Genomic DNA, 24,292 nt, shown 5'->3' with positions numbered 1-24,292 from the left:
CAAAACCAGGGGTTTGAGCTGGTTTTGGCTTTTTGGAGGGCAAAAAAAGCCGGGGCTTCGTTACCGTAAGCCCCGGCTTCTGTTACGTGAAAATGTCGCGGTAACAGTTTTTTCACATCTGAGGGTGTTACCTGTGGGGGCGCGCCCTCAGCTTTCGCTGGCCACCCCGGTCTTGCGCCGTGGAATGCCCAGGCGTTGGCGGCGTTCCCACAGGCACTTGCGGCTCACGCCCAGCTTGCGGGCCAGCTCGGTTTCGGTCATATGGTCTTGGTGCTCAAGCACGAAGTGCTGGAAGTAGTCTTCCAGTGACAGATCTTCGGTCGGCTCATGGCTGGTATTGCTGCCACCGCCCTGTTGCGGGGCCAGGCCAATGAAGTCGTCGTCTTCCAGGTCGCTCAGCTCGATATCGATACCCAGCAGCTCGGCAGAAATCTCCGGGCTCTCGGACAGAATCACCGCGCGTTCGACCGCGTTCTCCAGTTCGCGCACGTTACCCGGCCACGAGTAATGCCGAATCGCCTGTTCGGCGTCGGCGGAAAACTTGAGGTCAGTACGGTTGATGCGCGCGCTCTGGCGCAGCAGGAACGCGTTGGCGATTTCGTTGACGTCGGCGCCACGCTCGCGCAAGGCCGGCAGCTTGAGGGCGATGACGTGCAGGCGGTAATACAAGTCTTCCCGGAACTGGCCGATCTTGGCCAGGCTCTTGAGGTCACGGTGGGTCGCGGCGATCAGGCGCACATCGACCTTCTGTGATTGCACCGAGCCAACCCGGCGGATCTCGCCTTCCTGCAACACGCGCAGCAAGCGCGCCTGGGCTTCCAGGGGCAGTTCGCCGATTTCGTCGAGGAACAAGGTGCCGCCGTCCGCCGCCTCGACCAACCCAGCCCGCCCGGCACTGGCACCGGTAAATGCACCTTTCTCGTGGCCGAACAGTTCGGATTCGATCAGGGATTCGGGGATCGCCGCACAGTTCACCGAAATCATCGGCGCTTTGGCGCGCTTGGACAGGTTGTGCAGGGCGCGGGCCACCAGCTCTTTACCGGTGCCCGACTCGCCCTGGATCAATACATTGGAATCGGTCGGCGCCACTTTGCGGATCTTGCTGTACAGGTCCTGCATGGGTGGGCAGGAGCCGATGATGCCGATCTCGCCGTTACTGTTATCGACACCCGGCTTCTCGGCGGCCTTGCCGGTTGGACGCTGTTCGGCGGGCGCACTGCCGGCCGACTGACGGTCACGCAGGATGCGCGCCACGGCCTGGAGCATTTCGTCGTGATCGAAAGGCTTGGCGATGTAATCCACCGCGCCCATCTTCATCGAGTCCACGGCCGAGCGCAGGCTGGCGTAGCTGGTCATGATCAGCACGGGCGTGCCCTGGCCCAGCTTGATCAGCTCGGTACCCGGCGCGCCCGGCAGGCGCAGGTCGCTGACAATCAGGTCGAACGTGGGAATGCTGAATCGCTCCTGTGCTTCCTGCACAGAGCCGGCTTCGCTGACCTGGTACTGATTACGTTCAAGCAGGCGACGCAAGGCAGAGCGGATAATGGTTTCGTCTTCGACGATCAAAATGTGCGGCATTGATTCAATTCTCTCGACGGTCTCAGTTCACAGCGGACGTCGCTTCGACATGACGCGGCAAGGTCACCCGAATACGGGTGCCGCGTTGGCTTTCGGTGTCAGCCGGGCTGTCGATGGTGATTTGTCCATAATGCTCTTCAACGATGGAATAGACCAGTGCAAGGCCCAGACCGGTACCTTCACCCGGGTCCTTGGTGGTGAAGAAAGGTTCGAACAATCGGTCCATGATGTTCTGTGGAATACCGCTGCCTTCATCCTCCACGATCAGGTCGACCGTGTGCTCGAAAGCCTCGCTCTTGACGCGTACCGCACTGCCGGCAGGGGTTGCGTCACGGGCGTTTGAAAGCAGGTTGATCAGCACCTGCGCCAAGCGTTGGGAGTCGCCGTCGACCCAGTGGTCCGGGTCGCACAGGTTAAAAAACTGTACTTCGAAATTGCGCCGGTTCAAGGCCAGCAGCCCAATGGCATCCTGCGCCACTTCCGCCAGGCACACCGCTTCGTCCAGGTTCTGATGCGCGCCGGCGTGGGCGAAGCTCATCAGCGACTGCACGATGCGTGACACGCGCTTGGTCTGCTCGAGGATCTGCCCGCTGATTTCGGTAATTTCGGCGTCTTCCTCGCGCTCTTCGCGCAGGTTTTGCGCCAGGCACGCGATACCGGTGATCGGGTTGCCGATTTCGTGGGCCACACCCGCGGCCAGGCGACCGATGCTGGCCAGGCGCTCGGAGTGCACCAGTTTGTCTTCGAGCATCTGGGTTTCGGTCAGGTCTTCCACCAGCAGCACCAGGCCACTGTTACCGGGTGCCAGCGGCTCGTCGATCGCGGCTTTGTGCAGGTTGAGCCAGCGGGTCTGGCCGTCCAGCGCCAGGTGCTGTTTGTGCAAGTGCTCGTCGGGCAGGTTGATAAAACCTTGCAACAGTTCTTTCCAGGGCTCGCCGAGGGTATTCAGGCGTGAGCCCACCACACGCTGGGCGGCGATGCCGGTGAGTTCTTCCATGGCCTTGTTCCACATCAGGATCTCTTGATCCTTGGCCAGGGAACACACGCCCATCGGCAGTTCCTGCAGGGTCTGGCGATGGTAACGGCGCAGGGCGTCGAGTTCGGCGGCAAGGCCGGTGAGGCGTGAGTGGTAGTCCTCCAGCCGGCTCTCGATGAAATGGATGTCTTCGGTGACGTAGTTTTCGCCGCCGGCTTTGTAGGGCAAGAAGGTTTCCACCATGTCCTGGGACACGCTCGGCCCCATCAGGCCGGACAGGTTGGCCTCGATGCGGTCACGCAAACGGCGCAGGGCATAGGGGCGGCGCTCATCAAACGGCAGGTAAAGGTCGCGCAGTGCCTGCTCGACTTCCTTTTGTGCAGCTTTGGCGCCTAAGGGTTTGGCCAGTTGCGTGGCGAATTCCTGCGGTGAGGCCGCGTGCAGCTCGCGACGTTGCGGGCGCCGCACGTTATCCACCGCACAGGCTTCGGCTGCGCTGGTTTCTTCCGAGCTGGCGTTGGTGAACAACGAGATCAAGGTAAACATCAGCACGTTGGCGGCCAAGGAGGCGATCGCTGCCATGTGCCAGCTGGTGTCGTCCAGCACGTAGATCATGTTCAGCAGCGGGATATAGAAGCCCTGCAGGTTGCCGACCAACGGCAGCAGCATGGTGACAATCCACACCAGGATGCCAGCCAGCAGCCCGGCGATAAACCCGCGACGGTTGGCCGTCGGCCAGTACAGTACCGACAACACGCCCGGCAGGAACTGCAAGGTGGCGACGAACGCAACGATGCCGAGGTGGGCCAGGTCTTGCCCGGCACCCAACATCAGGTAGAAACCAAAGCCGGCCATGATGATCGCGACGATCAGCGCGCGACGCGTCCATTTCAGCCAGCGGTAGATATTGCCTTCGGCTGGCGGCTGGTACAGCGGCAGCACCAGGTGATTGAGCGCCATACCGGAGAGTGCCAGCGTGGTGACGATGATCAAGCCACTGGCTGCCGACAAACCGCCAACGTAAGCCAGCAATGCGAGGGATTTGCTGTTGGCGGCAATACCGACGCCAAGGGTGAAGTATTCGGGGTTGGTAGTGGCGCCGAGCTTGAGGCCGGCCCACAGGATCAGTGGCACCGCCAGGCTCATCAGCAGCAGGAACAGCGGCAAGCCCCAGCTTGCACTCACTAACGAGCGCGGGTTGAGGTTCTCGGTGAACGTCATGTGATACATGTGCGGCATCACGATCGCGGAGGCAAAGAACACCAGCAGCAACGTGCGCCACGGGCCTTCCTGCAACGGGGTGTGCAAAGCGGCGAGGGCAGTCTGGTTTTGCAGCAGCCACAGCTCCAGCTGTTGCGGCCCATCGAATACGCCGTACAACGCATACAGGCCGACACCGCCGATGGCGATCAGCTTGATCACCGACTCGAAGGCAATCGCAAACACCAGGCCTTCGTGCTTCTCGCGGGTGGCGATATGGCGCGAGCCAAAGAAAATCGTGAACAGCGTGATCAGCGCGCAGAAAGCCAGGGCGACGCGATGCTGTACCGGCTCGCGGGTGAGGATGCTGATGGAGTCGGCCACGGCCTGGATCTGCAGGGCCAGCAACGGCAGCACGCCGATCAGCATGAAGATCGTGGTCAGCGCGCCTGCCCAGGTGCTGCGAAAGCGGAAGGCAAACAAGTCCGCCAAGGACGATAGCTGATAGGTGCGAGTGATTTTCAGGATCGGGTACAGCAACACCGGCGCCAGCAGAAACGCGCCGGACACGCCCAGGTAACTGGACAGAAAGCCGTAGCCATACTGATAGGCCAGCCCCACGGTGCCATAAAATGCCCAGGCGCTGGCGTAGACGCCAAGGGACAAGGTGTAGGTCAACGGATGGCGAATGATCGCCCGCGGAATCATTCCGCGCTCACTGATCCAGGCCACACCGAACAACGCGGCCAGGTAGGCGGCGCTGATCAGCAGCATCTGGGTGAGGCTAAAGCTCATCGGCATCTTTTTGGCTCTGCAGGATGAAAGTCACGACGATCAGGATCAACCACAGCAGATAAGGGCGGTACCAGGCGCCCGTGGCGTCGATCCACCAATCCATGATGGCCGGGGAAAACAGGTAGATCCCGACGACCAGCAGCAGGACCAATCGATAGATGTACATGTTGGCCTCTGATTAAAAAACTGCCGCGATGGTAACGGATGCTTGGCAAGCTGCAAGCGCCTTCAACTCAATTGCGCTTCGGCCAGCGTGAGTGTGCGCGGGATCCGGCTGGCATCCCAGTGTGCAATGCCCCAATCCAGCAGTTCCCGTGGGCTGGCGTGCAACAGTTCGCTGCCGGGTTGCTGGCCGAGGGCGCGCAACGCCCTCAATAGCAAAGGCGTGGCCTGGTCAGGTGTCAATGGCGGTGAACGGTAGGATTTACCCAGTTTGTTGCCGTCCGGCTGGGTGATCAGCGGCACATGCAGGTAGCGCGGTTGGCGCAGGCCCAGCAGTTCTTGCAGGTACAACTGGCGCGGCGTGGAATCGAGCAGGTCGGCACCGCGCACGATGTCGGTGACACCTTGCCAGGCATCGTCGAGCACTACCGCCAGTTGATAGGCGTACAAGCCATCGCGACGGCGGATGATGAAGTCGCCCACATCACGGCCCAGGTGCTGTCGGAATTCGCCTTGCACACGGTCGGTGAAGTGATATTCCAGCTCCGGTGCGCGCAAACGGATCGCCGCGTTTTGCTGCTCATGCCCGAGGTTGCGGCACAGGCCTGGATAGATCCCGTGATAGGGCTCCAGCTGTTTGCGTGAGCACGTACAGGCGTAAGCCAGGCCGTGGTTGAACAGGTCGTCCAAGACTTTGGCGTAGGCATCATGCCGCTCGCTTTGTCGGACCAGTTCCCCATCCCACTCGAAGCCATAGCTTTCCAGGGCGTGCAGGATTGCGGTCTGGGCGCCGGGTTCTTCACGGGGTGGGTCGAGGTCTTCCATGCGCATCAGCCAGCGGCCGTGATTGGCGCGGGCATCGAGGTAGGAGGCGAGGGCGGCAACCAGCGAACCGAAGTGCAGGTGGCCGCTGGGCGTAGGGGCGAAACGCCCGATGTAGGTAGAGGCTGTCATGGGCCGGATACTACTGGAAAAAAGCCGAACGCCAGAAACAAAAATGGAGCGTTTGCACGCCCCATTTTTCGTTTTTTGCATTCAGCCCGGCAGGATTACTTGCCGACCTGTTTTTCCTTGATTTCAGCCAAGGTCTTGCAGTCTACGCACAGGTCCGCGGTTGGGCGGGCTTCCAGGCGGCGAATACCAATCTCGACGCCGCAGGATTCGCACCAGCCGTATTCCTCGTCCTTGATCAGTTGCAGGGTCTTGTCGATCTTCTTGATCAGCTTGCGCTCTCGATCACGCGCACGCAGTTCAAGGGCGAACTCTTCTTCCTGGCTCGCACGGTCGGCCGGATCAGGAAAGTTGGCTGCCTCGTCCTTCATGTGGTCAACGGTACGGTCAACCTCCTGCATCAAGTCCTGTTTCCACTTGTTCAGGATCTTGGTGAAGTGCTCGCGCATGGGCTCGCCCATGTACTCCTCGCCCTTTTTTTCCACATAGGGTTCGAAGCCGCCGAGGCCTTGAGTCTGCTGTTGCTTTGCTTGGGTGGACATGAATAGACCGCCTCTCACTCTTCTAATCCATTGCGCAGGATTGCAACGTCACCGACACCTGCCGGCCCTGCGGCTGCAAGCGGGCGAACTTACCAGATAGATTCGGGGTGCGCCACTCCCGGTTGTCGAGGCCCAACGTGGCCGGCTTGCAAACCGTCATAGCCCGCCATGGCTGGGTATAGCCTGTCTCGAATGTTGATTTTAGTCGTTTTGCAGGCGCTTGCTCGGTTCATCACGGACGACCGAGCAGGCAATAGAGCATGTTTTACCGCGCGGGTTCGGTAGAATCCGAATTTTGTTCTCACCGTCTAAGGAAGGCTAATGGCCCAGCCCTACAGTGCGCGCAGTCGCGCCATCGAACCTTTTCACGTCATGGCGCTGCTGGCGCGAGCCAATGAACTGCAGGCGGCCGGCCATGATGTTATCCACCTGGAAATCGGCGAGCCGGATTTCACCACGGCCGAGCCGATTATCCAGGCCGGCCAGGCCGCGCTGGCCAACGGTAAGACGCGCTATACCGCGGCCCGTGGGCTGCCCGAGCTGCGCCAGGCCATCAGTGGTTTTTACCAGCAGCGCTATGGCCTGAGTGTCGACCCTGAGCGCATTCTGATCACCCCCGGTGGCTCTGGCGCGTTGCTGCTGGCCAGCAGCCTGCTGGTCGATCCGGGCAAGCACTGGCTGTTGGCGGACCCAGGCTACCCGTGCAACCGACATTTCCTGCGCCTGGTCGAAGGCGCGGCGCAGTTGGTACCGGTTGGCCCGGACGTGCGCTACCAATTGACCGCCGAGCTGGTGGCCAAACACTGGAATGCAGACAGCGTTGGCGCGCTGGTGGCCTCGCCGGCCAACCCGACCGGCACCATTCTTATCCGCGACGAACTGGCGGGGTTGTCCAGTGCCATCAAGGCGCGTAACGGCCATTTGGTGGTGGACGAGATCTATCACGGCCTCACCTATGGCACCGATGCCGCCAGCGTGCTGGAAGTCGACGACGAGGCCTTCGTCTTAAATAGTTTTTCGAAGTATTTCGGCATGACCGGCTGGCGCCTCGGCTGGCTGGTGGCGCCACCGGCGGCGGTGGGCGAACTGGAGAAGCTGGCGCAGAACCTCTACATCAGCGCGCCGAGCATGGCCCAGTACGCCGCGCTGGCGTGTTTCACCGAGCAGACCCTGAGCATTCTGGAAGAGCGCCGCGCCGAGTTCGGGCGCCGCCGGGATTTTCTGCTGCCGGCTTTGCGCGAGTTGGGTTTCGGCATCGCCGTAGAGCCCGAAGGCGCGTTCTACTTGTACGCCGATATCAGCACGTTCGGCGGTGATGCCTTCGCGTTTTGCCGTCATTTCCTCGAAACCGAACATGTGGCGTTTACGCCGGGCCTGGATTTCGGTCGTTATCAGGCCGGCCACCATGTGCGTTTTGCTTACACGCAAAACCTCGATCGGCTACAGGAAGCGGTGCAACGCATTGCCCGTGGCTTACGGAGCTGGCAAGGCTGATGCGTTTTAATCCTCCCCTCGAAGAAGGGCGGCTGATCCGCCGCTACAAGCGCTTTCTCACCGATATCGAAACGCTGACCGGCGAGTTGCTGACCATTCACTGCCCTAACACCGGCTCGATGCTCAATTGCATGGTGGAGGGCGGCCAGGTCTGGTTCAGTCGCTCCACAGACCCCAAGCGTAAGTTGCCAGGCACCTGGGAAATTGCCGAAACCCCCCAAGGCCGGCTGGCGTGCGTCAACACAGCGCGTGCCAACCAACTGGTGGAGGAGGCGTTGCGCGCCGGGGTGATCACTGAACTCAACGGCTTTAGCGCCTTGAAGCGCGAAGTGCCTTACGGCCAGGAAAAAAGCCGTATCGATTTTCGCCTGGAGTACCCACAGGGCGCGGCGTATGTGGAGGTCAAGAGCGTCACACTGGGCTTTGATGGCTCGCCGGTGGCAGCCTTTCCCGACGCGGTGACCCAACGTGGCGCCAAGCATTTGCGCGAGTTGGCGCACCTGGCGCGCGAGGGCGTGCGTGCGGTGCAGTTGTATTGCGTCAACCTGTCGGGGATCGACGCTGTACGCCCGGCGGTAGAAATCGATGCGGGTTATGCCGCGGCACTACGCGAGGCCAAGGCGGCCGGTGTGGAGGTGTTGGCTTATGGTGCGCGGGTCACGCCGCAGGAAATTATCATCGACCGGCGCCTGGATGTATTGATCGGCGACTAGAGTTGCACCCACAGGCCTTGGGCGTCTTCGCGGCCGGGCAGGGCTTTAAGGTTTTGGCCCGCGCATGGCCCGGCGATGCATTCGCCGCTTTCGATCAAGAACAGTGCGCCGTGGGTGGCGCACTGGATCAGGCTGGCGCTGCTGTCCAGGAACTGATCGGGCTGCCATTCCAGCGGGATGCCGCGATGGGGGCAGCGGTTGAGGTAGAAGTAGGCCGCGCCGTCACGGCGCACGGCCAACACTTTGCAACCGTCTATTTCAAAACCACGGCTGCTGTTGGGCGCGAGGGCATCTGAGGGGCAGAGAAACTTCATAACAATCCTTAAGTGCCTTGACGTTCAAATGCAAACAATTATCAAATGCTGGCTTCGCCCGTTAGCTGGTTGGGTGCTCTGTACGATGCCAGACAGGGTTTATCTGTCACATCCATGAGTGCTTGAGTGGCCCCCGCCCCTGGAAGGAAACCCTGTTATGCGCCTGAGTACCAGCGCTATTGCGCTTGTTGCCTCACTGCTGGTCAACCACGGGGCGCAAGCCTCTGAACTGCCACAACGCTGGGTCAGTGCCGGTGGGGCGCTATCGGAGTGGGTCACGGCGCTGGGCGGTGAGTCAAAGCTGGTGGGGGTGGATACCACCAGCCAGCATCCAGAATCGCTCAAGGCGTTGCCAAGCATTGGTTACCAACGGCAACTGTCGGCGGAAGGGATTTTAAGCCTGCGCCCGCAGGTTCTGGTCGGGACTGAAGAGATGGGCCCACCGCCGGTGCTGGCGCAGATTCGCGGCGCAGGCGTGCAGGTGGAGATGTTCTCGGCGGAACCGGATTTGCCGACCTTGAAAGGCAACCTTCAGCACCTGGGCAAGCTGCTTGGTGATGAAACCAAGGCCAACGAATTGTTTGCTGGATATGAACAGAGGCTGGATCAACAGAAAGCCTGGGTCGCCAAGGCCCAGGCCACGCAGAAGGCGCCGGGTGTGCTGCTGTTGCTCGGGCATGCCGGTGGCAAGCCGCTGATTGCGGGCAAGGACACGGCCGCCGATTGGATGTTGCAGCAGGCGGGCGGGCATAACCTGGCGACCCACACGGGCTATAAGCCGTTTTCGGTGGAGTCGCTGGCCGGTCTGAGCCCTGATGTACTGGTGTTTGCTGATCGCGCCCTCACCGGTGATGCGGCGCGTGCGGCCTTGTTCAAGGAAAACCCGATTCTGGCATCTACCCCGGCCGCCAAGAATGGCCGCGTGTTTGAGCTGGACCCGACTCTGCTGGTCGGCGGGCTCGGGCCGCGCCTGCCGCAAAGCCTGGTGCAATTGTCTGCCGGGTTTTATCCGTCCCAGGCTAAACCAGCCCAATGACGACTCTGGTTAAACCGAAAACGCTGTTTATCGGGCTGGCGCTGTTATGCCTTCTGGCAACCTGGCTTTCATTGGCCTTGGGGCCGGTCAGCCTGCCGTTGCTGGATACGCTCAAGGCCGCCTTGCGCCTGATGGGCGTACCGATTCAAGCCCAGGGTTTGGAGCAGGCTGAGTTGATCCTGGGGCAGATTCGTTTGCCGCGAACCTTGCTGGGTTTGGCGGTGGGCGGTGTGCTGGCATTGTCGGGCGTGGCGATGCAGGGTTTGTTTCGCAACCCGTTGGCCGACCCGGGGTTGGTCGGTGTGTCCAGTGGCGCGGCGCTGGGTGCGGCGGTTGCGATCGTAGGCGGTTCTTTTTTTGGCGGCCTGCCGGATGCGTTCGGGCCTTATCTGCTGTCGTTGTGCGCGTTTCTTGGCGGCTTGGGCGTTACGGCCCTGGTTTATCGCCTGGGGCGGCGTAACGGCCAGACCAACGTCGCAACGATGCTGCTGGCTGGTATTGCTCTTACGGCGCTCGCCAGTTCGGCGGTAGGGCTGTTTACCTATTTGGCGGATGACGCCACCTTGCGCACCTTGACCTTCTGGAACCTGGGCAGCCTCAATGGCGCCAGCTATTCGCGGTTGTGGCCATTGTTGATGGTGAGCGCCGGTGTGGCGCTGTGGTTGCCGCGTCGTGCGAAAGCCTTGAATGCATTGTTACTGGGTGAGTCCGAGGCCAATCACCTTGGGATTGATGTGGAAGGGCTCAAGCGTGAACTGGTGTTCTGCACTGCATTGGGTGTGGGCGCGGCGGTAGCGGCGGCGGGCATGATCGGGTTTGTCGGGTTGGTGGTGCCGCATCTGGTGCGCTTGTTGGCCGGGCCGGATCATCGGGTGCTGTTGCCGGCGTCTGTGCTCGCGGGCGCAAGCCTGTTGCTGTTTGCTGACCTGGTGGCACGGCTGGCGCTGGCGCCGGCTGAGCTGCCGATCGGCATCGTCACGGCCTTTATCGGCGCGCCGTTTTTTCTTTATTTGTTGTTGCGAGGGCGCGCCTGATGCTGCGAGTAGAAGCGTTGCAGATCCGGCGTGGCGATAAAACCGTGCTGGCGGATGTCACCCTGGACTTGCTGCCGGGTGAGGTGCTCGGTGTGCTGGGCCCTAATGGTGCAGGCAAGAGCACGCTGCTCGGTGCGTTGTGCGGCGAACTGAAGCCGGATCAGGGCAAGGTGTGGCTGGACCAGCAAGCCTTGACGGACTGGAGCGGGCCGCAACGTGCGCAACGCCTGGCTGTGTTGCCGCAGACCTCCACGCTGGATTTCGCATTCCGTGTCGAGGAGGTTGTCGGTATGGGCCGCTTGCCCCATCAGACCGGACGCGTGCGTGATGAGGAAATCATCGAGGCAGCGCTGCACGCGGCAGATGTGGGCCACTTAAGCGGCCGCAGCTACTTGGCGCTGTCGGGGGGCGAACGCCAGCGTGTGCATCTGGCGCGGGTGCTGGCGCAGTTATGGCCGGGGGAGGCCGGGCAGACGCTGTTGCTGGATGAGCCGACGTCGATGCTCGATCCTTTGCACCAGCACACGACCTTGCGGGCTATACGTACCTTTGCTGACCGTGGCGCTGCGGTGTTGGTGATTCTTCATGACCTGAACCTGGCGGCGCGTTATTGCGACCGGATTCTGTTGTTGGAGCAGGGGCGCCCACACGCGTTGGATACGCCGGCGCAGGTGATGCGGCCTGAGCCACTTAAAGCTGTGTTCGGCCTGGATGTGCTGGTACAGCCGCACCCGGAGCGTGGTCATCCGTTGATCATTGCGCGCTGAACCGGCTTTTTTATAGGTAAAAAAAGACCCGGCAAGAGCCGGGTCAAATAACCGTGATTAGCCTGATGAGGAGATAATCTGAGAGTCCGAACCAATGGTCTTTCAGTTATCGGCTGATCTCGCGACCAGTTGTGATAATCATAACGATTCTCATTTGAGAGTCAACATCTGTTTTTCAACGACCTGACGTTTTTCTCAAACGTGCGTTCGAACTGCCCGTAAACATTGGGATTTGTCGCAGAACTAATTCTTCTGGCGCGCTGAAATGGCCTCCAGCTGGCGGTTCAATGCCTCCTTGCGTTCCGTCGGGATGTCATTCCAATGCACGTCCATCAATGCCCCTTCAATTGCGTACAGCAGCACTTTCGAGGCCCGAAAGCCGCGCGTGCGCACGGCTCGGTAGGCATCGACAGCTCCCAGGCGACGTAAGTCGGACGCGCTGTGGATGCCCACCGCATGCAGCCACTGCGCTGACGTCTTGCCCAGGTTTTTCAGGTGTTGCAGCTCATCGTTCATCAAGCCTCCTTGCGACGGCCGATTGGTGCGGTGGGTATCGTGACCAGGCAAGCCTGAAAAGGAGTGTAGCGCTCAGTAGGAAAAGCGTGGTTCTTTGGTCAGGAACGGCTGAAAAGCTTATAAGAATTTTTTGAGGGTATTGCCGACAAGCAGGCAGGAGGCGCCCGCTACGCGTGTGGCGTAGCTAGGGCCCGAAAGATCAGGTTACTTGGTGCGGTAGCGCAGGCGAGTACCGAAATTGACCGACATGAGGATCTCGTCAGCCGTCAGTTCGGGGGAGAAGTAGGTGCCGGAAATTTGTGCATGGGCCAGGCTGGCGCCTTCCAGTGAGCACTCGCGCAGGTCCAGGCCGCGCAGGTCGGCAGAGCGGAAGTAGGCATCGGTGAAATCCACGCCCGTGGCATTCAGGTCACGCAGGTCCAACCCACGGAAGTCGCCACCACGCATGTCGATGGTGCCGTCTTTGGGGCGCTCCTGGTTAAAGCCGCGGATGTCGTCTTTATGCAGGAGTGCGTAGAGCGGAGTATCAAGAAGCTTGGGCTGACTCATGACGGCGACTCCTGTTGGAATTATGACGCCATTATAGTGCCACTATTGCTCAGCCGTGCACCGAAGATCGGTGACACGACCAAGAAATATTTCTTACAGGCCAGGCAGGCGCTGACGAATGTGCGCCACCAGCGCATCGAGTGTGCCGCTCTCGTTGGTCTCTACGCGTTTGCTCAGCAGCAGCTCTTCGGCGGTCAACGGGTCACGGTTGGCCTGTTGCTCTTCGATAATCGTGAGCGTCGCGTCGGAAGGATCGTTTTTATCTGCCTGACGTTGTGCCAGCCAGCTGGCGATAACGGCTTGCGGTGCGTTGCAATCAAGGATCAGGAAGGGCGCGCCAGTGGCCTCGGCAATCTTGGCGGCGGCGTTGCGTTGTGCGCTTTTCAGGAAGGTCGCGTCCAGCACCACCGGGTAGCCGGCACGCAGGACGATATCGGCGACTTCGTTGAGCCGGGCATAGGTGGCAGCGCTGGCTTCGGCGGCGTAGATACCGGCTTGCGGAGTGTTCTCGACCTTCTGTTCACCAAACAGGCGTTTGCGTTCCACATCCGAACGCAGGCGCACGGCACCCAAGGCTTCGACCAGGCGCATGGCCACGTGGCTTTTACCGACGGCCGAAACACCGTGGGTTATCGCCAGGAAGCGCGACGGAATAGTGCTGTAGCTTTCCGCCAGGTTGGCGTAGTTGCGGTATTGGCGCAGGGTGGTGGCGCGTTGCACCGGGCTGGCCTCGCTGGGCATGCTGAACAACGACACCTTGGCGCGCACCAGTGCACGGTAGGCTTTATAAAAGTTCAGCACTTCAAGGCCTTGGTAGTCGCCGGTCAGTTCCAGGTATTGGCTGATAAAGCGGCGCGCCAGGGACTTGAGGCCACGGTCTTCCAGGTCCATCGCCAGGAAGGCCGTGTCGGCGTACACATCGGTGAAGCGGAACGGCTCATTGAACTCGATGCAGTCGAAGATCACTACCTGGCCATCGATCAAGGTGGCGTTGCCCAGGTGGATATCACCGTGACATTCGCGGGTGAAGCCTTCGAGCTTGCGCTGGGCCAGCAGTGGTTTGAGGCGTTCGAAGCTGGCTTCGGCCCAGGCTTGCAGGGCTTCGAGTTGGGCCAGGTCGGCCTTGTCGCTGAGGAACGGGCGGATCTGGTCGAAGTTCTGGCGAACCGGCGCCATCACTTCATCCGGCGTGCCGGCGGGGTGGTCCTGCGGCACTTTCGGGGCAGTGAGGTGGAAGTGCGCAATCTGCTTGGCCATGTCATCAATGTGCGCGCTGGTGACCTCGCCATTGGCTTGCAGGGTGCTGAGCAGTTGGCTTTGCGGGAACTGGCGCATTTTCAGCGCGTATTCGATGACCGGGCCATCACCGCCCAATTGCGGGGCCTCTACGCTGCCGGTGATTGGCAACACGTCAAGATACAAATCTTCAGTCAGGCGCTGGTTAAGGCGCAGCTCTTCGCGGCAGAAGTGGCCGCGGTCGTCCAGTTGGGTGAAATCCAGAAAGCCGAAGTTCATCGGTTTCTTCAGCTTATAAGCATAGGGGCCGGTCAGTATGACCCAGGAAATATGCGTCTCAATGACTTGAAACGCTTCAACCGGATGGGGATACAAAGCCGGGTTTTGCAGGGCTGCGATCAGGGACTGGCTCACGGGCGATCCTTCAAAGTCTGGGGGAAATCATGGCCGGCATTATGGCGGTTACAGTCGGTCGTGCAAACCGCTGTCCGGCTCATGTTGATCCTCAATAAAGTGCGTATAATCCGCCGCCATGACTCGAACCCGATCTCCCCGTTCCCGTAAAAAACCTCCTTCACGTGGCCTGCGCCCGTGGCTGGGCTGGGCCATCAAGCTAAGCCTGGTAGGCCTTGTGGTGCTCGCAGGCTTCGCGGTGTACCTCGACGCCGTGGTGCAGGAGAAATTCTCCGGCAAGCGCTGGACCATCCCGGCCAAGGTGTACGCACGCCCGCTGGAATTGTTTACCGGCCAAAAGCTGAGCAAGGAAGACTTCCTTACCGAACTCGACGCCTTGGGCTATCGCCGCGAACCGGTGAGCAATGGCCCCGGCGCCGCCGCTGTCAGCGGCAATACCGTCGATTTGAATACCCGTGGCTTCCAGTTCTATGAAGGCCTGGAAAAAGCCCAGCCGGTGCGCGTGCGCTTCTCTGGCGATTACGTTGCCGAACTGTCGTCGCTCAATGGCTCCAAGTTGCCGGTGGTGCGCCTGGAACCGCTGATGATCGGCGGTATTTACCCCAAGAACCTCGAAGACCGCATCCTGATCAAGCTTGATCAGGTGCCACCGTACCTGCTCGATACGCTGATCGCCGTGGAAGACCGCGATTTCTACAGCCACTGGGGCGTGTCGCCCAAGTCGATTGCGCGCGCCATTTGGGTTAACACGTCCGGCGGCAAAATGACCCAGGGCGGCAGTACGCTCACGCAACAATTGGTCAAGAACTTCTACCTGACCAACGAGCGCAGCCTCACCCGTAAACTCACCGAAGCCATGATGGCCATGCTGCTGGAGCTGCATTACAGCAAGCAGGAGATTCTCGAGGCGTACCTTAACGAGGTCTTCGTCGGCCAGGATGGGCAGCGCGCGGTGCACGGTTTCGGCTTGGCCAGCCAGTTCTTCTTTGGCCAGCCCTTGTCTGAATTGAAATTGCATCAAGTTGCGTTGCTGGTGGGGATGGTCAAGGGGCCGTCCTATTACAACCCGCGCCGCAACCCGGAACGTGCACTTGAACGCCGTAACCTGGTGCTGGATGTACTCGAACAGCAGGGTGTAGCCACCGCTGAACAAGTCGCGGCGGCGAAAAAAATGCCACTGGGTGTGACCACGCGCGGCAAGCTGGCCGACAGTTCATTCCCAGGCTTTATCGACTTGGTCAAACGCCAGTTGCGTGAAGATTACCGCGACGAAGACTTGACCGAAGAAGGCCTGCGGATCTTCACCAGTTTTGACCCGATCCTGCAGATGAAGGCCGAAGCGTCGGTCAACGATACCTTCAAGCGCCTGACCGGCCGTAAAGGTTCGGATGAAGTCGAAGCGGCCATGGTCGTGACCAACCCGGAAACCGGTGAAGTGCAGGCCATGATCGGCAGCCGCCAGGCCAGTTTTGCCGGTTTCAACCGTGCGCTGGATGCGGTGCGGCCGATCGGTTCGTTGGTCAAGCCGGCGGTTTACCTCACGGCCCTGGAAAAACCAAGCAAATACACGCTGACCAGTTGGCTGTCGGATGACCCGCTGTCGGTCAAAGGGGCGGATGGCCAGGTGTGGACGCCGCAGAACTTTGATCGTCGCTCCCACGGCACCGTGTTCCTGTACCAAGGCCTGGCGCATTCCTACAACATCTCCACCTCGCGCCTTGGGCTTGAAGTGGGTGTGCCGAATGTGCTGAAAACCCTGGGGCGACTGGGCATCACCCGTGAGTTCCCGGCGTTCCCATCGATGCTGCTGGGCGCTGGCGCCATGACCCCGATGGAAGTGGCGACGATGTACCAGACCCTCGCCAACGGTGGCTTCAATACCCCGATGCGCGGCATTCGCAGCGTACTGACCGCCGACGGCGAACCGCTCAAGCGTTATCCGTTCCAGATCCAGCAGCGCTTTGACGCGGGCTCCATCTACCTGATCCAGAACGCCATGCAACGAGTAATGCGTGAAGGCACCGGGCGTTCGGTCTATAGCGTGCTGCCGTCGAACCTGACGCTGGCGGGCAAGACCGGCACCAGTAACGACTCGCGTGACAGCTGGTTCGCAGGCTTCGGCCAGGATGTGCTGGCCGTGGTGTGGCTGGGCCGCGACGATAACGGCAAAACTCCGTTCACCGGTGCCACCGGTGCGCTGCAGGTGTGGACCAGTTTCATGCGCAAGGCCGACCCGTTGCCGCTGAACATGCCGCAGCCGGACAATATCGTGCAGGCCTGGATTGATCCGCACACGGGGCAGGGCTCCGATGCCAACTGTCCGGGCGCGGTACAGATGCCGTATATTCGCGGCAGCGAGCCACCTGCTGGTGCTGCGTGCGGTGGCAGTGCGCCCGCTGACGCGGATTCGGTGATGGATTGGGTCAAGGGCTGGATGCATTAAGCAAAGAGGGTTTCAAGTGAACAAGTTGTGGATTCCAGCTATTACCGCCCTGGTCATGCTCGGCGGTTGCTCCAGCGTGCAGCGCGGTTCCATCCCCGTGGTGGACTCAAGCACGAACGTTTCCAATAACGACCGTATCTCGGCCACTGGCGGTTTCCGTCAGACCGTGGTCAAGCGTCCTGCCCAAGCCACGCCTCAGGCCATACCGCAGGATTCGGGCGTGGTGGTGATGGTGCCGGGCGGCGGTGCTGCGACGTCGGCGCCGATCAGTGCCGAACCTTGGACACCAGGGCCAAGCACTTCGGGTCCGGTTAACGCCGCACCGATCCAGACCGCACCGATCAACCAGGGCACCTACAACATGCCGCCATCGACGCCGAGCGGTATTCCGTCGTCGTCTAACGCGGGTGGTCTGTCGGCTGACGAGCAACTGGACGGGCCGGTGCTGGCTTTGCTGACCACCGCCCAGCAGCAACAGTCGGGTGGTGATCTGAACGGTGCATCGTCGAGCCTTGAGCGTGCCCAGCGTGTGGCGCCGCGCGAGCCGCAAGTGCTGTATCGCCTGGCCCAGGTGCGCATGGCCCAAGGCGATGCGCCGCAAGCCGAGCAGTTCGCCCGTCGCGGCCTGACCCTGGCCAACGGCCGCCCGGACCTGCAAGCCAACCTGTGGGCTTTGATTGGTGACGCGCGTGCTGCGCAAGGCGACGCCGCCGGTGCTGCCCAGGCGCGGCAAAAAGCCAAGGTCAGCCTCTGATGGATGCACGGTTTCCGGCAATTGCCGAACAGCTGTTGCTGATTGAGCGTGAGTTACGCGTGCAGGGTTGGTGGGACGAAGTGCCCCCCAGCGCTGAAGCGCTCAGCAGCGTCGAGCCGTTTTCGGTGGACACGCTGGACTTTCACCAGTGGCTGCAATGGATTTTCCTGGCGCGCATGAAGCAGATTCTCGAGCAGGACCTGCCATTGCCCAATGCATCGGGGATCCTGGAGATGGCGGAGATGGTTTACGCCGATCGCCCGCTTGAGAGCATTGGCTTACGCAATGCGCTGAAAAAGTTCGACCAATTGATCGTCGACGCTCGTTAATTGCCTGACTGCCGGGTTTTCCGGCAGTCTTGCGCACATTTCTACCGCTTGACGACATTCAGGCGAGTTTTATCCCTCCTCAAACCCCTTTAATCTTCGTTCTCATGCGCTTAGTTGGAAAAAAGCGCAATTATTGCTTGACTTGAAGGGGCTGAAACAGAAGAATCCAAAGTCCGCTGTATCGGGACTGCCAGAAGCAGGCCCGCTCAGCAGATCATGAGGCGCATATCCGCGCCGACCTGTAACACCCGCAACGCGTTACCTCGCGCTGGGTGGGAAAAGCCCGCAACACTTGGGACGATCCCAATACTTGCTCAGTCAGTGCTGACGTAGTCGGCGACCACCGTCGCTCATGCTCTGTTGAGAAGTAAACCTATTAAGACCCGTCGGTTTTTAACGGACGGTATTCTGGCGTTTTAGAGGTGAACAACGTGGAGCTTTTATCTGGCGGTGAGATGCTCGTCCGCTTTTTGCGTGACGAAGGCGTCGACTATATCTACGGGTACCCAGGTGGTGCTCTGCTGCATGTTTACGACGCACTGTTCAAGGAACCGGCTGTTACCCACATCCTGGTTCGCCACGAACAGGCCGCGACCCATATGGCTGACGGCTACGCCCGTGCCACCGGTAAAGCCGGTGTGGTACTGGTAACCTCCGGCCCAGGCGCAACCAATGCCATTACTGGCATCGCGACTGCCTATATGGACTCCATCCCGATGGTGATCATTTCTGGCCAGGTGCCCAGCACCATGGTCGGTACCGATGCATTCCAGGAAACCGACATGATCGGTATCTCCCGGCCGATCGTGAAACACAGCTTCATGATCAAGCATGCGTCGGAAATCCCGGAAGTCATGAAAAAGGCCTTCTACCTCGCACAGTCCGGTCGTCCGGGCCCTGTCGTGGTTGATATCCCGAAAGACATGACTAACCCGGCCGAGAAATTCGAATACGTCTTCCCCAAGAAAGCCAAGCTGCGTTCCTACAGCCCGGCCGTTCGTGGGCACTCGGGGCAAATCCGCAAGGCGGCAGAAATGCTCTTGGCGGCCAAGCGCCCAGTGCTGTACTCCGGCGGCGGCGTGATTCTGGGCGGCGGTTCTGCGCCTTTGACCGAGCTGGCCAAGCTGCTCAACCTGCCGGTAACCAACACCTTGATGGGCCTCGGCGCATTCCCGGGCACGGACCGTCAGTTCGTCGGCATGCTTGGCATGCACGGCAGCTACACTGCCAACCTGGCCATGCACCACGCCGACGTCATCCTGGCGGTGGGCGCGCGGTTTGATGACCGTGTGATCAACGGCCCGAGCAAGTTTTGCCCGAATGCCAAGATCATCCACATCGACATCGACCCGGCGTCCATCTCCAAGACCATCAAGGCCGACGTGCCGATTGTAGGTCCGGTAGAAAGCGTGTTGACCGAAATGGTTGCGGCGCTCAAGGACATCGGCGAAACGCCGAACAAGGAATCGGTTGCCAGCTGGTGGAAGCAGATCGACGAATGGCGCGGTGACCGCGGCCTGTTCCCTTACGACAAGGGCGACGGCAGCATCATCAAGCCACAAACCGTGATCGAAACCCTGTGCGAAGTGACCAAGGGTGACGCCTTTGTGACCTCCGACGTGGGCCAGCATCAGATGTTCGCTGCGCAGTACTACAAGTTCGACAAGCCTAACCGCTGGATCAACTCCGGTGGCCTGGGCACGATGGGCTTTGGTTTCCCTGCGGCCATGGGTGTGAAACTGAGCTTCCCGGACACCGACGTCGCCTGCGTGACGGGTGAGGGCAGCATCCAGATGAACATCCAGGAACTGTCGACGTGCCTGCAGTACGGTCTTCCGGTGAAGATCGTGTGCTTGAACAACGGCGTGCTGGGTATGGTTCGTCAGTGGCAGGACATGAGCTACAACAGCCGTCACTCCCATTCCTACATGGAATCGCTGCCGGATTTCATCAAATTGGTTGAAGCCTACGGCCACGTCGGCATGCGCATCACCGATTTGAAAGATCTGAAGCCGATGATGGAAGAGGCGTTCGCCATGAAGGACCGCCTGGTGTTCCTCGATATTCAAGTGGATACCAGCGAGCACGTCTACCCGATGCAGATCAAAGACGGCTCTATGCGCGACATGTGGCTGAACAAGACGGAGCGTACCTAATCATGCGGCACATTATCTCCCTGCTTCTGGAGAACGAACCCGGCGCTCTGTCTCGTGTTGTCGGCCTGTTTTCGCAACGCAACTACAACATCGAAAGCCTGACCGTGGCGCCGACCGAAGACCCGACCCTGTCGCGCTTGACGTTGACCACTGTTGGCCACGATGAGGTGATCGAGCAGATCACCAAGAACCTCAACAAGCTGATCGAAGTGGTCAAGCTGGTCGACCTGTCGGAAAGTGCCCACATCGAGCGCGAGCTGATGCTGGTCAAGGTCAAGGCCACGGGTGCCCAACGTGCCGAGATCAAACGCACCACCGACATTTATCGCGGGCAGATCGTCGATGTGAGCGCCAGCGTTTATACCGTGCAACTGACCGGTACAAGCGACAAGCTGGACAGCTTCATCCAGTCGATCGGGACGGCCTCGATTCTGGAAACGGTACGCAGTGGTGTCACCGGGATTGCCCGTGGCGACAAAGTACTCAGCATCTAACCCAAATTAGTGAATGGCCTTACGGCCTGGATATATAGAGGAACCTCATGAAAGTTTATTACGAAAAAGATTGTGACCTGTCGATCATCCAGGGCAAGAAAGTCGCCATCATCGGCTACGGTTCCCAGGGCCACGCCCAAGCGTGCAACCTGAAAGACTCCGGCGTTAACGTGACTGTTGGCCTGCGCAAAGGCTCGGCCACTGTTGCCAAGGCTGAAGCCCACGGCCTGAAAGTGACTGACGTTGCTTCCGCCGTTGCAGCTGCCGACCTGGTCATGATCCTGACCCCGGACGAGTTCCAGTCCGCGCTGTACAAGAACGAAATCGAGCCGAACATCAAGATAGGCGCCACCCTGGCCTTCTCCCACGGCTTCGCGATTCACTACAACCAGGTTGTGCCACGCGCTGACCTCGACGTGATCATGATCGCGCCGAAAGCACCGGGCCACACCGTGCGCTCCGAGTTCGTCAAAGGCGGCGGCATCCCTGACCTGATCGCGATCTACCAGGACGCATCCGGCAACGCCAAGAACGTGGCACTGTCCTACGCAGCTGGCGTTGGTGGCGGTCGTACCGGCATCATCGAAACCACCTTCAAGGACGAAACCGAAACCGACCTGTTCGGCGAACAAGCCGTACTGTGCGGCGGTACCGTTGAACTGGTCAAAGCCGGTTTCGAAACCCTGGTTGAAGCTGGCTACGCGCCAGAAATGGCCTACTTCGAATGCCTGCACGAACTGAAACTGATCGTTGACCTCATGTACGAAGGCGGTATCGCCAACATGAACTACTCGATCTCCAACAACGCCGAATACGGCGAATACGTGACTGGCCCGGAAGTGATCAACGCCGAGTCCCGTCAGGCCATGCGCAACGCCCTGAAACGTATTCAGGACGGCGAATACGCCAAAATGTTCATCAGCGAAGGCGCTACCGGCTACCCTTCGATGACCGCCAAGCGTCGTAACAACGCCGCTCACGGTATCGAAATCATCGGCGAGCAACTGCGTTCCATGATGCCGTGGATCGGTGCCAACAAGATCGTCGACAAAGCCAAAAACTAAGTCGTACGCATCAAGGGAAAACGCGGCTTAGGCCGCGTTTTTTCGTTTGAGGGCGGGTTCTGGTATAAAGCTGCATCGTTTGCGGGCGCACACGCGCTGCAAGTATTTGTCGAATTCTTTTCACACCGTTGCAAGGTAAAGTCCATGACCGAACGTCCCGAAGAGCCAAACCAGGCCTCTGACGCCGAAAGCCTGCTACCGATCGATGAACATGTCGAAGAAGGGCATGATGCGGAAGGTCGCAAGGTCCGGCATCGTGGTATCTATCTTCTGCCCAATCTGTTCACCACGGCCAACCTGTTTGCCGGGTTCTACTCCATCATCAACTCCATGAGTGCGCAAAGCGCATTGGCGGCGGGTGATGCGGCGAGTGCCAGCAAGTATTTCGGCTTTGCCGCCATCGCAATCTTCGTGGCCATGGTGCTCGACGGCCTGGATGGCCGGGTGGCGCGCATGACCAATACCCAAAGCGCGTTCGGTGCCGAGTACGACTCGCTGTCGGACATGGTGGCCTTCGGCGTTGCCCCGGCACTGCTGGCATTTGCCTGGGCGCTGGGTGATATGGGCAAGGTCGGCTGGATGGTTGCCTTCATCTATGTCGCCGGCGCGGCGTTGCGTCTGGCGCGCTTCAATACCCAGGTGGGCACTGCTGACAAGCGTTACTTCATCGGCCTGGCCAGCCCAGCGGCGGCGGGTGTGGTGGCCGGTATCGTCTGGGCGTTCAGCGACTACGGCATCCAGGGTTCGAAGATGTCGTTCCTGGTGGCCTTGATGGTTGCGGCCGCCGGCATGCTGATGGTCAGCAACATCAAGTACAACAGCTTCAAGGAGTTTGATCTCAAGGGGCGCGTGCCTTTCGTGGCGATCCTGGTGGTGGTGCTGGTGTTCGCGGTGGTCTTCAGTGATCCTCCGCGTATTCTGCTGCTGGCCTTCCTGGTGTATGCCGCGTCGGGTCCGGTTCAATACCTGCTGCACCTGCGCCGCGACAAAACATTGCCTTAATGTAATTTCCCCCATACTCCGCAGTCTATTGGTGCATCAGTTCTCCAATGCTGCGGAGTTGCCATGTTAATCAAGATCCCCAAAACATCCGATTGTCACGAATCGGATGTCACGCCTGAATCCTTCTATCTTTCGCGCCGCAGCTTGCTCGGCGGTGCGCTGGCCGGTGTTGCTGCCACTGCCTTGCCACGTTGGGCGAGCGCCGAAGATGCCGCGCGTTATGCCGATGTCGAGCCGGGCAATGCTCCAGGCTGGTTTGCCGACAAGCTGCCCAATACTCAATGGCAGGCGGTTACGGTAAAGGACGAAGCCATTACCCCGTTCAAAGACGCGACCCACTACAACAACTTTTATGAGTTCGGTACGGACAAGGGCGACCCGGCGAAGAATGCCGGTTCACTCAAGACCGAACCCTGGAGTGTGGTGATTGATGGGGAAGTCGGCAAACCTGGGCGCTATGCCTTGGAAGACTTCATGAAGCCTTATCAATTGGAAGAGCGTATCTACCGTCTGCGGTGTGTCGAGGCGTGGTCGATGGTGATTCCGTGGATGGGCTTTCCTATTTCAGCCTTGCTCAAGCAGGTCGAGCCCACCGCTAAAGCCAAGTACATCCGCTTCGAAACACTGCAAGACCCCAAAAGCATGCCGGGGCAGCGCTCCAGCTTCGGCTTGATTGACTGGCCGTATGTAGAAGGGCTGCGTCTGGATGAAGCAATGAACCCGTTGGCGATCCTGGCCGTGGGTATGTATGGACGGGAATTGCCGAACCAGAACGGCGCGCCATTGCGTCTTGTAGTGCCGTGGAAGTATGGCTTCAAGAGCGTGAAGTCGATTGTGCGAATCAGCCTGGTCAGCGAGCAGCCCAAGACGACTTGGCAAAGCATTGCGGCCAATGAGTATGGGTTCTACGCGAACGTGAACCCAACCGTCGACCATCCTCGCTGGACCCAGGCGCGTGAACGTCGTTTGCCGAGCGGCCTGTTCAGCCCGAATGTGCGCGAGACACAGATGTTCAACGGCTATTCGGATGAGGTCGCTTCTCTCTATACGGGCCTCGATCTGCGGAAGAACTACTGATGCGTTATCCGATCTGGCGCATTGGCGTCTTTATAGCCGCGGCGATCTGGCCATTCTTCTGGCTGTATGAGGCGTGGAGCTCTGTACTTGGGCCTGATCCAGGCAAAGTGCTGATGGATCGGCTGGGGCTTGGCACCTTGATCCTGTTGCTGGTCACGTTGGGCATGACGCCGTTGCAGAAGCTCAGCGGGTGGGCAGGGTGGATTGCTGTACGTCGGCAATTGGGGTTGTGGTGTTTTGCGTATGTGGCGCTGCACCTGGCCGCGTACTGCGTATTCATCCTCGGGCTGGATTGGTCGCAGTTTGGCGTGGAGCTACGCAAACGGCCCTACATTATTGTCGGTGCGCTGGGGTTCCTTGGTTTATTGGTGCTGGCGGTAACGTCCAATCGTTATAGCCAGCGCCGGTTGGGCAGCCGTTGGAAGAAGCTGCATCGCCTGGTGTACGTGATTCTTGGGCTCGGTTTGTTGCATATGCTGTGGATTGTGCGGGCCGATTTGAAGGAGTGGGCGATCTATGCATCTATAGGGGCGCTGCTGCTGGTGTTGCGGATCCCGCCGGTGATGCGCCGGATTCCTCGTCTTATCGCGAAAAAACCACTTTCTGCGACAAAAGCGTAATTAAGGATTGACGGCGTTTTATATCTGTCTATAATTCGCCCCACTTCCGGCGCAGTCGAAACGGAAAACTCCTTGG

General features: G+C 59.9%; 23 protein-coding genes. 14 read left to right on the top strand and 9 right to left on the bottom strand.

What is annotated here, in order from left to right; genetic code table 11:
- Positions 1-147: 147 nt before the first annotated feature.
- From K0H48_RS22855 to dksA, 5 genes are all read right to left on the bottom strand, one after another.
- A complete protein-coding gene (locus K0H48_RS22855) occupies positions 148-1,578 on the bottom strand; it encodes a sigma-54 dependent transcriptional regulator (protein ID WP_219269307.1) in 1,431 nt (476 codons plus the stop codon).
- A 22-nt stretch (positions 1,579-1,600) separates the two neighbouring features.
- On the bottom strand, positions 1,601-4,555 hold the full coding sequence (locus K0H48_RS22850) for a sensor histidine kinase (RefSeq protein ID WP_219269306.1): 2,955 nt from the start codon (positions 4,553-4,555) through the stop codon (positions 1,601-1,603).
- Positions 4,539-4,715 (bottom strand): hypothetical protein, encoded by a 177-nt coding sequence (locus K0H48_RS22845; RefSeq protein ID WP_003176118.1) that lies wholly within the window; start codon positions 4,713-4,715, stop codon positions 4,539-4,541. Before K0H48_RS22845 ends, K0H48_RS22850 begins: the two co-directional genes overlap by 17 nt.
- A gap of 62 nt (positions 4,716-4,777) precedes the next feature.
- Positions 4,778-5,665: a tRNA glutamyl-Q(34) synthetase GluQRS gene (gene gluQRS / locus K0H48_RS22840; protein ID WP_219269305.1), complete on the bottom strand. Its 888-nt coding sequence runs from the start codon at positions 5,663-5,665 to the stop codon at positions 4,778-4,780.
- Between the two features lie 95 nt (positions 5,666-5,760).
- Positions 5,761-6,204 carry an RNA polymerase-binding protein DksA gene (gene dksA, locus K0H48_RS22835; RefSeq protein WP_003194150.1) on the bottom strand — a complete coding sequence of 148 codons (444 nt, stop codon included), beginning with the start codon at positions 6,202-6,204 and terminating at the stop codon, positions 5,761-5,763.
- A gap of 321 nt (positions 6,205-6,525) precedes the next feature.
- Between dksA and K0H48_RS22830 the strand changes: the two genes are divergently transcribed.
- Positions 6,526-7,698, top strand: coding sequence for a pyridoxal phosphate-dependent aminotransferase (locus tag K0H48_RS22830; RefSeq protein WP_219269304.1), 1,173 nt, complete (start codon positions 6,526-6,528; stop codon positions 7,696-7,698).
- Entirely contained in the window at positions 7,698-8,411 is a 714-nt protein-coding gene (sfsA, locus tag K0H48_RS22825; RefSeq protein ID WP_219269303.1) for a DNA/RNA nuclease SfsA, read from the top strand. Before K0H48_RS22830 ends, sfsA begins: the two co-directional genes overlap by 1 nt.
- On the opposite strand, the gene K0H48_RS22820 is transcribed toward sfsA, so the two are convergent.
- Positions 8,408-8,725, bottom strand: coding sequence for a Rieske (2Fe-2S) protein (locus tag K0H48_RS22820; RefSeq protein WP_219269302.1), 318 nt, complete (start codon positions 8,723-8,725; stop codon positions 8,408-8,410). The genes sfsA and K0H48_RS22820 overlap by 4 nt on opposite strands.
- A 157-nt stretch (positions 8,726-8,882) precedes the next feature.
- Here K0H48_RS22820 and K0H48_RS22815 point away from each other — a divergent pair, with 157 nt between their 5' ends.
- The 3 genes from K0H48_RS22815 to K0H48_RS22805 are packed head-to-tail and all read left to right on the top strand — an operon-like array spanning position 8,883 to position 11,562.
- Complete coding sequence (locus tag K0H48_RS22815; RefSeq protein WP_219269301.1) at positions 8,883-9,761, top strand: hemin ABC transporter substrate-binding protein; 879 nt, start codon at positions 8,883-8,885, stop codon at positions 9,759-9,761.
- The gene (locus K0H48_RS22810) at positions 9,758-10,795 is read left to right on the top strand and encodes an iron ABC transporter permease (RefSeq protein WP_219269300.1); all 1,038 of its coding nucleotides are present in this window, start codon (positions 9,758-9,760) and stop codon (positions 10,793-10,795) included. Before K0H48_RS22815 ends, K0H48_RS22810 begins: the two co-directional genes overlap by 4 nt.
- Positions 10,795-11,562, top strand: a complete 768-nt coding sequence (locus K0H48_RS22805) for a heme ABC transporter ATP-binding protein (RefSeq protein WP_219269299.1) — start codon at positions 10,795-10,797, stop codon at positions 11,560-11,562. The genes K0H48_RS22810 and K0H48_RS22805 overlap by 1 nt, the downstream gene beginning before the upstream one ends.
- Before the next feature lie 243 nt (positions 11,563-11,805).
- Here K0H48_RS22805 and K0H48_RS22800 read toward each other — a convergent pair whose 3' ends face one another.
- The 3 genes from K0H48_RS22800 to K0H48_RS22790 all read right to left on the bottom strand — a co-directional run bounded on the left by K0H48_RS22800 (position 11,806) and on the right by K0H48_RS22790 (position 14,277).
- Positions 11,806-12,078 carry a TfoX/Sxy family protein gene (locus K0H48_RS22800; RefSeq protein WP_138813831.1) on the bottom strand — a complete coding sequence of 91 codons (273 nt, stop codon included), beginning with the start codon at positions 12,076-12,078 and terminating at the stop codon, positions 11,806-11,808.
- A 204-nt stretch (positions 12,079-12,282) separates the two neighbouring features.
- Complete coding sequence (locus tag K0H48_RS22795) at positions 12,283-12,627, bottom strand: pentapeptide repeat-containing protein (protein WP_056859776.1); 345 nt, start codon at positions 12,625-12,627, stop codon at positions 12,283-12,285.
- Between the two features lie 93 nt (positions 12,628-12,720).
- Positions 12,721-14,277, bottom strand: coding sequence for a bifunctional aminoglycoside phosphotransferase/ATP-binding protein (locus K0H48_RS22790; RefSeq protein WP_219269298.1), 1,557 nt, complete (start codon positions 14,275-14,277; stop codon positions 12,721-12,723).
- 118 nt (positions 14,278-14,395) lie between these two features.
- Here K0H48_RS22790 and mrcB point away from each other — a divergent pair, with 118 nt between their 5' ends.
- The 9 genes from mrcB (at position 14,396) to msrQ (ending at position 24,216) form a co-directional block, all read left to right on the top strand.
- Positions 14,396-16,720, top strand: coding sequence for a penicillin-binding protein 1B (gene mrcB, locus K0H48_RS22785; protein WP_219269297.1), 2,325 nt, complete (start codon positions 14,396-14,398; stop codon positions 16,718-16,720).
- Positions 16,721-16,736: 16 nt separating this feature from the next.
- Positions 16,737-17,474 carry a hypothetical protein gene (locus tag K0H48_RS22780; RefSeq protein ID WP_219269296.1) on the top strand — a complete coding sequence of 246 codons (738 nt, stop codon included), beginning with the start codon at positions 16,737-16,739 and terminating at the stop codon, positions 17,472-17,474.
- A complete protein-coding gene (locus tag K0H48_RS22775) occupies positions 17,474-17,803 on the top strand; it encodes a YqcC family protein (RefSeq protein ID WP_219269295.1) in 330 nt (109 codons plus the stop codon). The genes K0H48_RS22780 and K0H48_RS22775 overlap by 1 nt, the downstream gene beginning before the upstream one ends.
- 431 nt (positions 17,804-18,234) lie before the next feature.
- Positions 18,235-19,959 carry an acetolactate synthase 3 large subunit gene (locus tag K0H48_RS22770; RefSeq protein ID WP_219269294.1) on the top strand — a complete coding sequence of 575 codons (1,725 nt, stop codon included), beginning with the start codon at positions 18,235-18,237 and terminating at the stop codon, positions 19,957-19,959.
- A gap of 2 nt (positions 19,960-19,961) precedes the next feature.
- A complete protein-coding gene (ilvN, locus tag K0H48_RS22765; protein WP_003176102.1) occupies positions 19,962-20,453 on the top strand; it encodes an acetolactate synthase small subunit in 492 nt (163 codons plus the stop codon).
- Positions 20,454-20,500: 47 nt separating this feature from the next.
- On the top strand, positions 20,501-21,517 hold the full coding sequence (gene ilvC, locus K0H48_RS22760) for a ketol-acid reductoisomerase (protein ID WP_219269293.1): 1,017 nt from the start codon (positions 20,501-20,503) through the stop codon (positions 21,515-21,517).
- Between the two features lie 144 nt (positions 21,518-21,661).
- A complete protein-coding gene (gene pssA / locus K0H48_RS22755) occupies positions 21,662-22,519 on the top strand; it encodes a CDP-diacylglycerol--serine O-phosphatidyltransferase (protein ID WP_017139220.1) in 858 nt (285 codons plus the stop codon).
- 63 nt (positions 22,520-22,582) lie between these two features.
- The gene (gene msrP / locus K0H48_RS22750) at positions 22,583-23,596 is read left to right on the top strand and encodes a protein-methionine-sulfoxide reductase catalytic subunit MsrP (RefSeq protein WP_219269292.1); all 1,014 of its coding nucleotides are present in this window, start codon (positions 22,583-22,585) and stop codon (positions 23,594-23,596) included.
- Positions 23,596-24,216 carry a protein-methionine-sulfoxide reductase heme-binding subunit MsrQ gene (gene msrQ, locus K0H48_RS22745; RefSeq protein WP_017139218.1) on the top strand — a complete coding sequence of 207 codons (621 nt, stop codon included), beginning with the start codon at positions 23,596-23,598 and terminating at the stop codon, positions 24,214-24,216. Before msrP ends, msrQ begins: the two co-directional genes overlap by 1 nt.
- Positions 24,217-24,292: the final 76 nt, after the last annotated feature.

Source organism: Pseudomonas sp. Xaverov 259 (genome assembly GCF_019352915.1).
GTDB lineage: Bacteria > Pseudomonadota > Gammaproteobacteria > Pseudomonadales > Pseudomonadaceae > Aquipseudomonas.
Note: the sequence above shows the minus strand (reverse complement) of the source record. Positions and strands in the feature narration are given on the sequence as shown.

What these genes read in the sequence shown, in the direction of transcription:
- pssA (WP_017139220.1), top strand. Translation starts at nt 21,662, where the DNA reads ATGACCGAACGTCCCGAAGAGCCAAACCAGGCCTCTGACGCCGAAAGC.
- dksA (WP_003194150.1), bottom strand. Translation starts at nt 6,204, where the DNA reads ATGTCCACCCAAGCAAAGCAACAGCAGACTCAAGGCCTCGGCGGCTTC.
- K0H48_RS22775 (WP_219269295.1), top strand. Translation starts at nt 17,474, where the DNA reads ATGGATGCACGGTTTCCGGCAATTGCCGAACAGCTGTTGCTGATTGAG.
- K0H48_RS22815 (WP_219269301.1), top strand. Translation starts at nt 8,883, where the DNA reads ATGCGCCTGAGTACCAGCGCTATTGCGCTTGTTGCCTCACTGCTGGTC.
- K0H48_RS22850 (WP_219269306.1), bottom strand. Translation starts at nt 4,555, where the DNA reads ATGCCGATGAGCTTTAGCCTCACCCAGATGCTGCTGATCAGCGCCGCC.
- K0H48_RS22855 (WP_219269307.1), bottom strand. Translation starts at nt 1,578, where the DNA reads ATGCCGCACATTTTGATCGTCGAAGACGAAACCATTATCCGCTCTGCC.
- K0H48_RS22805 (WP_219269299.1), top strand. Translation starts at nt 10,795, where the DNA reads ATGCTGCGAGTAGAAGCGTTGCAGATCCGGCGTGGCGATAAAACCGTG.
- K0H48_RS22830 (WP_219269304.1), top strand. Translation starts at nt 6,526, where the DNA reads ATGGCCCAGCCCTACAGTGCGCGCAGTCGCGCCATCGAACCTTTTCAC.
- gluQRS (WP_219269305.1), bottom strand. Translation starts at nt 5,665, where the DNA reads ATGACAGCCTCTACCTACATCGGGCGTTTCGCCCCTACGCCCAGCGGC.
- K0H48_RS22845 (WP_003176118.1), bottom strand. Translation starts at nt 4,715, where the DNA reads ATGTACATCTATCGATTGGTCCTGCTGCTGGTCGTCGGGATCTACCTG.
- mrcB (WP_219269297.1), top strand. Translation starts at nt 14,396, where the DNA reads ATGACTCGAACCCGATCTCCCCGTTCCCGTAAAAAACCTCCTTCACGT.
- sfsA (WP_219269303.1), top strand. Translation starts at nt 7,698, where the DNA reads ATGCGTTTTAATCCTCCCCTCGAAGAAGGGCGGCTGATCCGCCGCTAC.
- K0H48_RS22795 (WP_056859776.1), bottom strand. Translation starts at nt 12,627, where the DNA reads ATGAGTCAGCCCAAGCTTCTTGATACTCCGCTCTACGCACTCCTGCAT.
- ilvN (WP_003176102.1), top strand. Translation starts at nt 19,962, where the DNA reads ATGCGGCACATTATCTCCCTGCTTCTGGAGAACGAACCCGGCGCTCTG.
- K0H48_RS22810 (WP_219269300.1), top strand. Translation starts at nt 9,758, where the DNA reads ATGACGACTCTGGTTAAACCGAAAACGCTGTTTATCGGGCTGGCGCTG.
- K0H48_RS22800 (WP_138813831.1), bottom strand. Translation starts at nt 12,078, where the DNA reads ATGAACGATGAGCTGCAACACCTGAAAAACCTGGGCAAGACGTCAGCG.
- msrQ (WP_017139218.1), top strand. Translation starts at nt 23,596, where the DNA reads ATGCGTTATCCGATCTGGCGCATTGGCGTCTTTATAGCCGCGGCGATC.
- ilvC (WP_219269293.1), top strand. Translation starts at nt 20,501, where the DNA reads ATGAAAGTTTATTACGAAAAAGATTGTGACCTGTCGATCATCCAGGGC.
- msrP (WP_219269292.1), top strand. Translation starts at nt 22,583, where the DNA reads ATGTTAATCAAGATCCCCAAAACATCCGATTGTCACGAATCGGATGTC.
- K0H48_RS22820 (WP_219269302.1), bottom strand. Translation starts at nt 8,725, where the DNA reads ATGAAGTTTCTCTGCCCCTCAGATGCCCTCGCGCCCAACAGCAGCCGT.